Annotated in this window: 12 protein-coding genes; all 12 read left to right on the top strand. The window is 36.6% G+C overall.

What is annotated here, in order from left to right; all coding sequences use genetic code 11:
* Positions 1-36 precede the first annotated feature (36 nt).
* From guaB to EHV10_RS14640, 12 genes are read left to right on the top strand one after another with little or no spacing between them, the layout of a single operon-like run.
* A complete protein-coding gene (gene guaB, locus EHV10_RS11425; protein ID WP_128674751.1) occupies positions 37-1,494 on the top strand; it encodes an IMP dehydrogenase in 1,458 nt (485 codons plus the stop codon).
* Positions 1,495-1,519: 25 nt separating this feature from the next.
* Complete coding sequence (locus EHV10_RS11420) at positions 1,520-2,437, top strand: nucleotidyltransferase family protein (protein WP_128674750.1); 918 nt, start codon at positions 1,520-1,522, stop codon at positions 2,435-2,437.
* A 9-nt stretch (positions 2,438-2,446) separates the two neighbouring features.
* Positions 2,447-4,108 (top strand): putative manganese-dependent inorganic diphosphatase, encoded by a 1,662-nt coding sequence (locus tag EHV10_RS11415; protein WP_128674749.1) that lies wholly within the window; start codon positions 2,447-2,449, stop codon positions 4,106-4,108.
* A 7-nt stretch (positions 4,109-4,115) separates the two neighbouring features.
* On the top strand, positions 4,116-4,895 hold the full coding sequence (locus EHV10_RS11410) for a shikimate kinase (protein WP_128674748.1): 780 nt from the start codon (positions 4,116-4,118) through the stop codon (positions 4,893-4,895).
* On the top strand, positions 4,885-5,457 hold the full coding sequence (locus tag EHV10_RS11405) for a flavin reductase family protein (RefSeq protein ID WP_128674747.1): 573 nt from the start codon (positions 4,885-4,887) through the stop codon (positions 5,455-5,457). Before EHV10_RS11410 ends, EHV10_RS11405 begins: the two co-directional genes overlap by 11 nt.
* 21 nt (positions 5,458-5,478) lie before the next feature.
* A complete protein-coding gene (gene murC, locus EHV10_RS11400) occupies positions 5,479-6,855 on the top strand; it encodes a UDP-N-acetylmuramate--L-alanine ligase (RefSeq protein ID WP_128674746.1) in 1,377 nt (458 codons plus the stop codon).
* A 36-nt stretch (positions 6,856-6,891) separates the two neighbouring features.
* Positions 6,892-8,139: a DnaD domain protein gene (locus EHV10_RS11395; protein ID WP_128674745.1), complete on the top strand. Its 1,248-nt coding sequence runs from the start codon at positions 6,892-6,894 to the stop codon at positions 8,137-8,139.
* A gap of 19 nt (positions 8,140-8,158) precedes the next feature.
* On the top strand, positions 8,159-9,181 hold the full coding sequence (locus EHV10_RS11390) for an ATP-binding protein (RefSeq protein WP_128674744.1): 1,023 nt from the start codon (positions 8,159-8,161) through the stop codon (positions 9,179-9,181).
* Positions 9,182-9,191: 10 nt separating this feature from the next.
* Positions 9,192-10,367, top strand: coding sequence for a ribose-phosphate pyrophosphokinase (locus EHV10_RS11385; RefSeq protein ID WP_128674743.1), 1,176 nt, complete (start codon positions 9,192-9,194; stop codon positions 10,365-10,367).
* 17 nt (positions 10,368-10,384) lie between these two features.
* Positions 10,385-11,098, top strand: coding sequence for a LytR/AlgR family response regulator transcription factor (locus tag EHV10_RS11380; RefSeq protein WP_128674742.1), 714 nt, complete (start codon positions 10,385-10,387; stop codon positions 11,096-11,098).
* Positions 11,099-11,102: 4 nt separating this feature from the next.
* A complete protein-coding gene (locus tag EHV10_RS11375; protein WP_128674741.1) occupies positions 11,103-12,134 on the top strand; it encodes a hypothetical protein in 1,032 nt (343 codons plus the stop codon).
* Positions 12,112-12,267 (top strand): hypothetical protein, encoded by a 156-nt coding sequence (locus EHV10_RS14640; protein WP_009662988.1) that lies wholly within the window; start codon positions 12,112-12,114, stop codon positions 12,265-12,267. The genes EHV10_RS11375 and EHV10_RS14640 overlap by 23 nt, the downstream gene beginning before the upstream one ends.
* Positions 12,268-12,271: the final 4 nt, after the last annotated feature.

Below are 12,271 nucleotides of genomic sequence, written 5' to 3'. Positions count from 1 at the left end.
CGGTCAATGTGTATCCGGCAAAAAAGGAGAAAAACCATGGCAAGGATCATAGGTGAAGGCATCACATTTGATGATGTACTATTGCAACCGGCATATTCAGAAGTTATAGGAAATCAAATCGATATTTCTACATATTTAACAAAGAATATTAAATTAAATATTCCTTTGATGAGTGCAGGAATGGATACTGTTACAGAACATAGAATGGCTATAGCTATGGCCAGACAGGGCGGAATCGGAATTATTCATAAGAATATGAGTATTGAGGAGCAGGCACAGGAAGTTGATAAGGTAAAGAGATCGGAAAACGGAGTTATTACGGATCCTTTCTATCTTTCACCTGAGCATACACTTTCAGATGCCAATGAGCTGATGGCAAAGTATAGAATCTCAGGGGTTCCGATAACGGAAGGGAAAAAGCTTGTAGGTATTATTACAAATCGAGATTTGAAATTTGAAGAGGATTATACAAAGAAAATATCCGAGTGCATGACAAAAGAGAACCTGGTTACGGCGCTTGAAGGCACTACTTTGGATGAGGCCAAGAAAATATTGGCGCGTGCTCGTGTAGAAAAGCTTCCTATAGTGGATGAGAACGGTAATCTGAAAGGACTTATTACAATAAAAGATATAGAAAAGCAGATAAAGTACCCTAATTCAGCCAAGGATTCTCAAGGGAGACTGCTTTGCGGAGCGGCACTCGGAATTACGGGAAATGTACTTGAAAGATGTGAAGCCCTTGTAAATGCAAAGGTTGATGTTGTGGTGCTTGATTCAGCACATGGACATTCAAAAAATGTAATTGACTGTATAAAGGCGATTAAGGAAAAATTTCCGAATCTTCCGGTTATAGCCGGAAATGTGGCAACAGGTGAGGCTACAAAAACACTTATTGAAGCCGGAGCGGACTGTGTAAAGGTCGGAATAGGACCGGGGTCTATCTGTACCACCAGAGTTGTTGCAGGTATAGGTGTACCGCAAATCAGTGCAATAATGAATTGCTATGCTGTGGCAAAGGAGTATAATATACCTATAATTGCAGATGGAGGAATCAAATTTTCAGGTGATATTACAAAGGCATTGGCAGCAGGCGGAAATGTATGTATGATGGGCTCACTCTTTGCAGGATGTGATGAATCACCGGGAGACTTTGAATTATATCAGGGTAGAAAATATAAAGTTTATCGTGGTATGGGATCTCTTGCGGCTATGGAAAAAGGCAGTAAGGACAGATATTTCCAGACAGATGCAAAAAAACTTGTACCTGAGGGAGTAGAAGGAAGAGTGGCGTATAAGGGACTGGTGGAAGACACTGTATTCCAGCTGCTTGGAGGACTCAGATCGGGTATGGGATATTGTGGAGCGAAGGATATAAAGACTCTTCAGGAAACTTCGGAATTTATAAAAATAAGTGCCGCATCATTAAAAGAGAGTCATCCTCATGATATCCATATAACAAAAGAAGCACCGAACTATTCATCGGAAGATAACTAAAAAATAAACATAAGGGGGATACAAGATGAATGCAACATTAGTAGTTATGGCGGCCGGCATCGGCTCAAGATTTGGCGGAGGCATAAAGCAATTGGCACCTGTGGGACCAAATGGTGAGATTATTATGGATTATTCCATATATGATGCAAAGGAAGCAGGATTTAATAAAGTTGTATTTATAATCCGTCACGATTTGGAGAAGGATTTTAAAGAAATCATCGGGGACAGAGTAAAGAAATATATAGATGTGGATTATGCTTTTCAGGATCTTAACGATTTGCCGGAAGGATTTGAATGTCCGAAAGAAAGAAGCAAGCCATGGGGAACCGGACAGGCGTTGCTTTGCGTAAAAGGCATTGTAAATGAACCGTTTGTAGTAATAAATGCGGATGATTATTACGGAAAAGAAGGCTTTAAAGTAATATATGACTATATGGCAAATAAAATGGACAAAAACAGCAAAAAGCTTGATTTGTGTATGGCAGGCTTTGTACTTAAGAATACTCTTTCAGACAATGGCGGAGTTACGAGAGGAGTATGTAAGGCCGATGCAAGCAATAAGCTCGCCGATGTGACCGAGACTTTTGAGATTGAGCTAAAAGACGGGGTTTTAAATGCTGTTGATGAAAACGGTAATAAAAGAGATGTAAATCTTGATGATATTGTTTCCATGAATATGTGGGGACTTACACCTGAATTTCTTGATATTTTGGAAGAAGGTTTTCCGAAGTTCCTTGACAGCATGACAAATGAGTTGAAAAATGAGTACTTATTGCCGTCAGTAATAGATGAAGCTATCAAGGCTGACAGAATAAGTGTAGAAGTATTAAAGAGCCATGACAAGTGGTTTGGAGTAACATATAAGGAAGATAAGGAGATTGTTGTTAATTCAATAAGAGCCTTAGTAGATAAGGGAGTGTATCCTGACAAAATTTTTAATTAAGAGGAATTTATGACAAAGCTTAGAACATTGATAATGGGACATAAGAACCCGGATACGGATTCAATCTGTGCGGCTATAGGTTATGCCGATCTAAAGTCAAAAACTGAAGAGGGGGAGTTTTCACCAAGGCGTGCCGGCGAAATCAATGAGGAAACCAAATTCGTATTGAATTACTTCAAGGTTAAACCGCCTAAGCTTACTGAAAGTGTGAAAACTCAAGTAAAAGATGTTGAGATAAAGCATACCAAGGGAGTTGATAAGAATATATCATTTAAAAAAGCCTGGGGACTTATGCAGGAACTTGATGTGGTGACTTTACCTGCTGTAAACAGTGACGGTGATCTTGAAGGAATAATATCGGTCAGTGATATTGCAAATTCATATATGAATATATATGACAGCAGAATACTTGCAAAAGCAAATACAAGATATTCAAATATTATTGAAACAATTGAAGGAACTTTGGTAGTGGGTGATGACAAGGCCTATTTTAATTCGGGTAAAGTAGTTGTTGCCGCCGCAAATCCGGATATGATGGAATACTATATAGAGAAGGATGATCTTGTAATACTGGGAAATAGATATGAGATGCAACTTTGTGCCATTGAGATGGGTGCGGCATGTATTATAGTATGTGAGGGTGCCGGTGCATCCATGACTATAAAGAAGCTTGCAAAGGATCATGGAACCACTATAATTACAACGGCCTATGATACATTTACCGTAGCAAGACTTATAAACCAGTCCATGCCTATAAATTACTTTATGAAGACTGAGAATCTTATTACATTTGAAAATGAAGACTATCTGGACGAAATAAAGGAAGTAATGGCGACTGTAAGACATAGAGACTTCCCTATTCTTGATAAAAACGGGAAATATCTTGGAATGTTTTCAAGAAGAAACCTTCTCGGTGCCAAGGGTAAGAGAGTAATTATGGTGGATCATAATGAAAAGAGTCAGGCGGTGGACGGTATAGAACATGCAAATGTGCTTGAGATAATAGACCATCACAGACTGGGGACAGTGGAGACTATGGGGCCTGTTTATTTCAGAAATCAGCCTCTCGGATGTACATCTACAATTATTTATCAGATGTATCATGAAAAAGGGGTTGAGATTCCAAAGCAGATTGCGGGTCTTCTTTGCTCCGCTATTATTTCAGATACCTTGCTGTTTAGATCACCTACATGTACTGAAGTAGACAAGGCTGCAGGCCTTGACCTTGCAAGAATTGCAGGTATTGATATAGAAAAGTATGCAAACCAGATGTTTGCTTCAGCAAGCAATCTTACAGGTAAGACCGATGAGCAGATTTTCCATCAGGATTATAAGACATTTGCACTTGGAAAAATTAATATAGGAATAGGACAGATCAGTTCATTGAATGAGGAAGAGCTGAGAGGTATTGAAAACAGACTCCTGCCTTTCCTTGTAAAGCTTCATGAAAACAGTGCCGAGGATATGATGTTCTTTATGCTTACCAATATATTGGAGCAGTCAACAAGACTTATATGTGTCGGTTCGGGTGCGATGGCTCTTGTAATGAAGTCCTTCAGAATCGAAGAAGGTGCTTATGAGATAAATGATTCAGGTGTAATAGAGCTTGCTTCGGTGGTATCAAGGAAAAAACAGCTTGTACCAAGTCTTGTAATAGGAATACAGATGTAGGAGAGATATGGGGAAAAAAACTAATATTACATTAATCGGTATGCCTGCATCAGGTAAGTCTTCAGTCGGTGTGGTTTTGGCAAAGAGGCTTGGTAAAAAGTTTGTAGACACCGATATTGTTATTCAGGAAAAATACGGAAAGCTCTTAAAGGAACTTATAGAAGAGCATGGTGATGAAGGTTTCAGAGAAATTGAGGACGAGGTAAATGCCGGATTGGATTTAGAAAATAGTATCATATCGCCGGGAGGCAGTGTGGTATATGGTGAAAAAGCAATGCGGCATTTAAAAGAAATCAGTGTAATAATATATCTGGAACTTTCATATACCGCAATAAAGTCAAGGCTTGGCGATTTAAGAGAGCGAGGAATCACCTTAAAAGAAGGACAAAGTTTAAAGGATCTTTATCTTGAAAGAGTTCCGCTTTATGAAAAGTATGCCGATATTACAGTCAATGAGATGAAAAAAACATTGGCAAAGACTATTGATGAAATCTGTGAGAGATTGGGCGAAAAGCCGAAAAAGAGAAGAAACTTCAAGAGTAAGAGAGCTCCTTTCGCTCCTAAAGATAAGCAGGGAAAAGATTCGTCACAAAAGAGCAGAACGGCAAAAAATATCAGAGAAAAGAACTTTAAAGATAAAAGCATCAAAGATAATAATATCAAAGATAAAAACTTTAAGGACAGATTCAGTAAAGAAAAATCTGATATAGCGAATAACAACAAAGCCAAAACAAACAATATTCAAAGAAAAAATATAAAGAAATACTTTAAGAAAAATGAGAATTGATTTTAAACCCGGAAATATGCTATACCCCGTACCGGTGGTAATGGTAAGTTGTGCAGATTCTGAAGGTAGAAGCGATATAGTTACTGTGGCGTGGACAGGTACAATATGTACCAATCCGCCCATGGTTTATATTTCTCTTAGACCAAGCAGATATTCATATGATATAATAAAAAAATCGGGAGAATTTGTTATAAATCTTACAAATGAAAAGCTGGTAAAAATAGCAGATGAATGTGGCGTAAAATCAGGCAGAGATATTGATAAATGGAAAGTATTAAAGATAGAGCAGTTGCCATCAAAGGTGGTAGCTGCTTCATCTATTAAAGAAAGTCCGGTTTGCATTGAATGTAAAGTTGAAGATATCATTGAGCTTGGTTCACATCATATGTTTATAGCAAAGGTGGTTGCAGTAAATGTAGATGCAAAATATATGGATGAAAAAAACAAATTTGACCTGACAAAAGCTGACATGGTAGTATATAATCATGGAGAGTATATTGGACTTTCAAAGGTACTGGGTACCTTTGGTTATAGTGTAAAAAAGAAAAAAATAAGAAAATAAGGTAAACTCGGGAGGTATCTTTTGAAAAATATTAAATTTAATGATATAAAGCACATATATTTTTGCGGTATAGGTGGTATAAGTATGAGCGGACTTGCAAGAGTACTTTTTGAAAAGAACTTTGAAGTGAGCGGCTCTGATACAAAGGCTAATAACAGGACAAAAGATCTTGAGGAAAGAGGTGTAAAAATATTTGTAGGGCAAAAAAATGAGAATATCAGTGATGATATAGACTTGTTTGTATATACGGCTGCCATACATAATGATAACCCTGAGTTTATTGCGGCTAAAGAAAAGAATATAAAAATGATGACCAGAGCAGAGCTTCTCGGCTATGTAATGTCGAAGTTTAAAGAGAGTATAGCGATAAGCGGTACACATGGAAAGACTACAACAACTTCTATGTTGTCATACATATTACTTGATACAAATCTTGACCCTACAATCTCTGTAGGAGGTATTGTAAAGAAGATAAAGGGAAATATTTATATAGGCAAGGGTGACACATTTGTTACAGAAGCCTGTGAATATACAAACAGTTTCCTTGAGTTATATCCTACAGTAGGTGTTATATTGAATATTGAAGAGGATCATCTGGACTTCTTTAAGGATTTAGATGAAATTAGGAACTCTTTTAAGAATTTTGCAAAAAATACAAGTCCTGATGGTTGTATAATAATAAATGATAAGATTAAAAACAACAGAGAAATTACACAAGGGTTTGAGGGCAATGTGGTAAGATACGGAACCGAAAACAGTGACTGCTATGCTACAAATATAAGATATGATGCTTTGGGGTATCCGACATTTGATCTTGTACATAAAGAAGAGACATATGAGAATGTAAAACTTTGTGTAGGAGGAAACCACAATATATACAATGCCTTGGCTGCTATTTGTGTTGCCTTTGAACTTGGAGTAAGTATCGAAGATATAAGAAAAGGACTTTCGGAGTTTAAGGGTGTAGACAGAAGATTTGAGGTTAAGGGAAAACTTGACGGTATCACAATAGTTGATGACTATGCACATCACCCAAGCGAGATATCGGCTACATTAAATATTGCAAAGAGATATCCTCATGACAGACTTGTAGTGGTATTTCAGCCACATACATATACCAGAACGAAAGCATTTTTTAATGATTTTGCCAATGTATTAAAGAATGTGGACGAGGTTATAATTGCAAAAATTTATCCTGCAAGAGAGACAGACAATCTTGGAATGAGTTCAAATCTTCTCTCAAAAAGAATAAATGAACTTGGTGGAAATTCCACAAGTTTTGAGACTTTTGATGAGATAGAAAATTATCTGTTGGAGGATTTGAGAAAGGGTGATTTACTGATTACCATGGGTGCCGGAGATATCTTAAGAGTGGGGGAGTTTTTACTCGGAAAATAATTTATAGAGATATAGTTTTAAGACAAAGGGAGAGCTATGAAGTACGAATTTTTAAAGGCAGATATAACAAGCATTGTAAGTTTGCCGTCAGAATTTATAGATAAATATATGCTAAAGGCAAACGGTGATTATATAAAGGTGTACCTTTTTATGCTGAGAAATGCTGACAGACTGATAAATCCCGAAATCATAGCCGATGCCCTTGAACTTACTATAAAGGATGTTGAAAGAGCTATAGCATACTGGTGCAAGAGCGGAGCGCTGATAGAAAAGGCTGAGAATATAGGTAAGCTTGGAAACGGCGACGACTTTGAAGAAGTTCTTATTACAAAGGGTATGCCTTCAAAAGAAGAACTTGAGGAAGCAAGACGTATCCTGGCGGCGGCAAAAGAAGTATATAAAAGACGAGAAATGCTTGAAGCAGGTATGGGAGCGGAAGCTTTAAAAGAAGAAGTAGTTGAATCGGAAAGCCTTGACGAAGCGAAAAATCTAAAAGAAAGCGATCAGGAAAGGCTTGACCCGGCAAAAGATACCGATGTAGAGAATAATTCAGAAAGTGAAGCAAAGGCTGAGATACCTGAGGTAAAAACAGAGCCGCCAAAGCTTCCTGACAGAAGCCTGGTGGATTTGACTAAGTTAAAAGGCGATGAAGATTTTCAGGAGCTGGTATTCTGTGTGCAGACATATACTGAAAAGATATTTACACCTACAGATACTGAAAAGCTGGCATATCTTTATGATGTTGTGGGTATGTCAAAGGATTTACTTGAGTACATAGCGGAAGTTTCAGTGCAAAAAGGTAAAAAGAGTATAAACTATATTGAAAGAGTGGCACTTTCATTCCATGAAAAAGGCATTACTACGGTTGAGGAAGCCAAAGAAGACAATGTGAAGTATTTCAATGAAAATAAAGCCGTGTTAAAGGCATTCGGAATATATGACAGAGTTTTGGCACCGGTTGAATTAAGATTTGTTAAAAAGTGGTTTGACGAGTACGGATTCAGCACGGAGATAGTTGTTGAAGCTATCAGCAGAACAGTACTTAACACATCATCACAGAGTTTTTCATACGCCGACGGTATACTTACAAGATGGCATAATGAGAATGTGCGTACACTTTCAGATATAAAGGCTCAGGACGAAAAACATGATGAGAAGGTAAAGGCGGCTCCGAAAACTTCAACTAATGTTTCAACGTCAAAGTTTAATAATTTTGAGCAGAGAAATGACAATATTGATTCTGATATGCAGGACAAGTTTTTAAATGAGTTGAACAATTTATAGTTTGACTTAAAGGAGATATATGGCTATAGATAATTCCTCATATAATGCAATAATGAGAGAATATGAAAATATAAGAGCAAATAACAGAGCCGCACAGGTCAGAAGAATTGAAGAGGTATATGAAAAGATACCTGAAATGAAGGAATTAAACAATTCCACAGGAAGTGTGGCTGTTTCCAGATACAAAGAAAGCTTGAAATCGGGAAGATTGTCAATAAATGATTTAAAAAACGATATTGACAGTATAAAAAACAAAAAAGAAGAACTTTTGCTTTCCGCCGGATTTCCAAAAGATTATATGGAAATAACATATGATTGCAAAGACTGTAAGGATACAGGATATATTGACGGAAAAAAATGTCATTGCCTTCAGCTAAAGATAAGAAAACTTCTGTATGCTCAATCAAATCTTGAAAATATATTAAGTAAAGAAAATTTTGAAAATTTCTCATTTGATTATTATGATAATAAAACAATACTTCCGGGGCAGAATATGACAAATGCCGCTTATATGGAGGGTGTAAAAAGATTTTGTGAGAAATTTGCAGACAAATATTTTAAAATAAACGCAAGTAAAAATGCGGTTGATACGGCTTTAGAAGAAAATGACAGAAGAAATATTATATTCAGCGGTAATACCGGTGTAGGAAAGACCTACTTAAGCAATTGTATAGCCAAGGTATTACTTGACAGATACTATTCCGCAATATACCTCAGTGCAAAAGAACTTTTTGAAGCATTGGTAAAGGTTAAATTGGAAAAAAGTGAGGATCAAAAATATTTGCTTCTTATTGAAGAGGTGTATGAAAGTGATATGCTGATAATTGACGATCTGGGCACGGAACTTTCCAATCACTTTACAACTACCGAATTTTTCCATATAATAAACCGTAGGGTTAACACCGAAAAATCTACTATAATATCAACTAATCTCAGTCTGGATGAAATGAGAGATATATACAGTGAGAGAGTTACTTCCAGAATAAGAAAGAGTTTCATGTATATAAGATTATTTGGAAATGATATTAGAGCAAAGCTGTAATGGAGGGAAAATGCTGTACGAAGATAAAAAGATTGATTCTATTCCTGTAGGTCCTTTGGGACTTATACCTCTTAAAGGAATGGAGGATTTTACAAAAAAAGTAAATAATTACCTTGTAGAGTGGCGAAAAGAGAGAGAAAGTGAGCATAAGGATACACTTTTATTCTCAGAGTATGAGAAAGAAAATTATATTATAAAATCGACAATCTCAAGATTCGGCTCAGGTGAGGCTAAGGGAACCATAGAGGAATCTGTAAGAGGTGATGATTTATATTTGCTTGTGGATGTATGTAATTATTCCATGACTTATTCACTGTCAGGAAAAATAAATCATATGTCACCGGATGATCATTTCCAGGATCTTAAGAGAATTATTGCGGCAATAGCCGGAAAGGCAAGAAGAATAACTGTTATAATGCCTTTCTTATATGAGAGCCGTCAGCATAAAAAGACCGGAAGAGAGTCTTTGGACTGCGCACTGGCATTACAGGAACTCACAAATATGGGAGTTGACAACATCATTACATTTGATGCACATGATCCAAGAGTACAAAATGCTATTCCTTTAAAGGGATTTGAAACTGTGCAGCCGATTTATCAGTATACAAAGGGACTTTTGAGACATTTCCCGGATTTACAGGTTGATTCGGATCATATGATGATTATTTCTCCTGATGAAGGCGGAATGAGAAGGGCAATATATTTTGCAAATATGCTGAAACTTGATGTAGGTATGTTCTACAAAAGAAGAGATTATACAAAGGTGGTTGAAGGAAGAAATCCGATTATCGCACATGAGTTTTTGGGCTCAGATGTCGAAGGTAAAGATCTTGTAATCATTGACGATATGATATCTTCAGGTGAGAGCGTACAGGAAGTCGCTAAGGAACTTAAAAAGAGAAAGGCAAAAAGAGTCTTTGTCTGTGCAACTTTCGGACTGTTCACAAACGGCTTTGCAAAATTTGATAAATATTATGAGAACGGTATTATCGACGGTATATTTACAACAAACTTAGTGTACCAGTCACCTAATCTCTTAAGCAAACCTTATTACTACAATGTTGAGATGAGTAAGTATGTGGCTCTTATTATTGACAATTTGAACCATGATTCTACTATAAGCGGTCTATTGACACCTACAAACAGAATCAATAATTTACTTGAGAAGGTAAAAAATAACAAATAGGATATAAGGTTTGGATTATGAGAGTAGTTATATGTGATGATAATCCAATAGAACGAAAGAGTTTGTTAGAAATCACTACACATATATCAAAGTCGGAGGGCCTTGATACGGAATTTGAGGTGTTTGAGAGCGCCAAGCAGATGTTATTTGAAGTGGAAGATAAACTTGAGCTTATTGATGTAATGTTTCTGGATATAAATATGCCGGGAATTGACGGCATGGAGGCGGCATCAAAACTTCGTTCAAACGGATATATCGGAGAGATAGTATTCACCACAGTTTCAAAGAATCATATGTTGGGAGCTTTTGATGTTAGAGCCTTCAACTATATTGTGAAAGGTGAGACTGACGGTGCAAAGACGGTAAAGATAATAAAGGGTGTTTTCAAAACGGCATCTGAAAAATCAAAAGAGTATATTCTCTTTACCGGCATCGGTGAATATAGGAATATCGCAATAAATGATATAAAATATTTTGAAGTTAGAGGAAAAATAATAACCGTGTACTACGGCAGTAAAAGTTTTGAGTTTATTTCGACTATAGGAAAACTCGAAAACCTGCTGTTTGCAAAGGGTTTTATAAGAGTGCATAGATCATTTTTAGTTTCATTGCAACATATAAAGAATTTCACTTATGAGGAAATTACATTGATAGACAATACGGAAATTCCGGTGGGAAGAAAGTACTACAGTGGACTTAAGGAAGCGATGAAAGAAAATGCAATAGGGTGATTAAATGAAGAAAAAATATAAAGCAATGGGTGCTATGTCATTGGCATTGACGACAGCTTTTATATCGGTAAACGGTGTAGGCGTCCTCAGAGGCAATGCGACAACTGTCGGAGCTACATATGTAGATACGACAGGTATTCAAAATACCGGAGGTTTATATAGTTCAAGCGCAGGGTATGTTGAAAACTTAGCCGGAATAGATGAAAGCAAGTATGGAGAGTGGATAATTGAAAGAGAGCCTACATATGAGCAGGACGGATTAAGGAAAAGAGAATATGTCGCTTCGGACGGTACATTTTACGTACAGTATGAGACTATTCCAAGGCTGTTGGTACCGCCTGAACCTTTAGATCCGAGACAGGAGCCTACAAGACCTTCAGATCCCGGAGATGGAATAAGGCCTTCAATACCGGATAAAAACATTGCCACAAAATCCAATACAAATAAATCTTTTGGACATATATCGGGAAAAAAGAAAAGAATTGAAAATTCCGACAATTTAAAAAAGAGTACAAAAGCCTCACAAAGTGCTAAAGACAACTCGGACGCTAAGAACGCTGCAAATAATGAGGAGACAAGAGAAAACTCCACGCAAAAGGCTGAAATTGCAAAGCAGCCGGAAAATAAATCAGGTCATAAACATAAAAGAAATAATAATGACAGTGTGAGTAAATCTGAAGTTGACAAAAATGTTCAGTTTGAAGCAAATACCGACAGTACAATTACAGATAATGAGACTGAAAACAATACGCTCACAAGCCTTCCTGATATTACGGAAACTTCGACTGAAATAAGCAACAACAATGAAGTTATTAATGAAACTGCCAAAGCTTCAACAAATGCAGATGAAAGCATACCGGAAAATATTTCATCGGATAAAAGTTTTAACAGATATGACGGAGCTACACTTTTAGCTGCAGGTGCATATGCATGGTGGATTGCAATTGTATTATTACCGATGATAAATGCAGTTAAATGGATAAATAAAAAGAGAAGAGAAAAATCGAGGGGCAATGTTAATAAGAAATATAATTGAGATTGCATTAATTATTATATTATTCATTGTAGGCATCGTGGTATATTTGTATTTAAAAAGAAGGATAAATGATGCCGAATCTGATTTGGTAATCAGAAAGAAAAAAGAAATAAAAGAAGATACAGAGGATTAAATAA

Origin of the sequence: Lachnoanaerobaculum gingivalis, from assembly GCF_003862475.1 — a bacterium.
Classification (GTDB): Bacteria; Bacillota; Clostridia; order Lachnospirales; family Lachnospiraceae; genus Lachnoanaerobaculum; species Lachnoanaerobaculum gingivalis.
The sequence above is the reverse complement of the archived record's forward strand: the minus strand, read 5'-3'. Positions and strand labels throughout refer to the sequence as shown.

Bases quoted from the DNA above. Each gene is read 5' to 3' on its own strand.
- guaB (WP_128674751.1), top strand. From the start codon at position 37: ATGGCAAGGATCATAGGTGAAGGCATCACATTTGATGATGTACTATTG.
- EHV10_RS11420 (WP_128674750.1), top strand. From the start codon at position 1,520: ATGAATGCAACATTAGTAGTTATGGCGGCCGGCATCGGCTCAAGATTT.
- EHV10_RS11415 (WP_128674749.1), top strand. From the start codon at position 2,447: ATGACAAAGCTTAGAACATTGATAATGGGACATAAGAACCCGGATACG.
- EHV10_RS11410 (WP_128674748.1), top strand. From the start codon at position 4,116: ATGGGGAAAAAAACTAATATTACATTAATCGGTATGCCTGCATCAGGT.
- EHV10_RS11405 (WP_128674747.1), top strand. From the start codon at position 4,885: ATGAGAATTGATTTTAAACCCGGAAATATGCTATACCCCGTACCGGTG.
- EHV10_RS11395 (WP_128674745.1), top strand. From the start codon at position 6,892: ATGAAGTACGAATTTTTAAAGGCAGATATAACAAGCATTGTAAGTTTG.
- EHV10_RS11390 (WP_128674744.1), top strand. From the start codon at position 8,159: ATGGCTATAGATAATTCCTCATATAATGCAATAATGAGAGAATATGAA.
- EHV10_RS11385 (WP_128674743.1), top strand. From the start codon at position 9,192: ATGCTGTACGAAGATAAAAAGATTGATTCTATTCCTGTAGGTCCTTTG.
- EHV10_RS11380 (WP_128674742.1), top strand. From the start codon at position 10,385: ATGAGAGTAGTTATATGTGATGATAATCCAATAGAACGAAAGAGTTTG.
- EHV10_RS11375 (WP_128674741.1), top strand. From the start codon at position 11,103: ATGAAGAAAAAATATAAAGCAATGGGTGCTATGTCATTGGCATTGACG.
- EHV10_RS14640 (WP_009662988.1), top strand. From the start codon at position 12,112: ATGTTAATAAGAAATATAATTGAGATTGCATTAATTATTATATTATTC.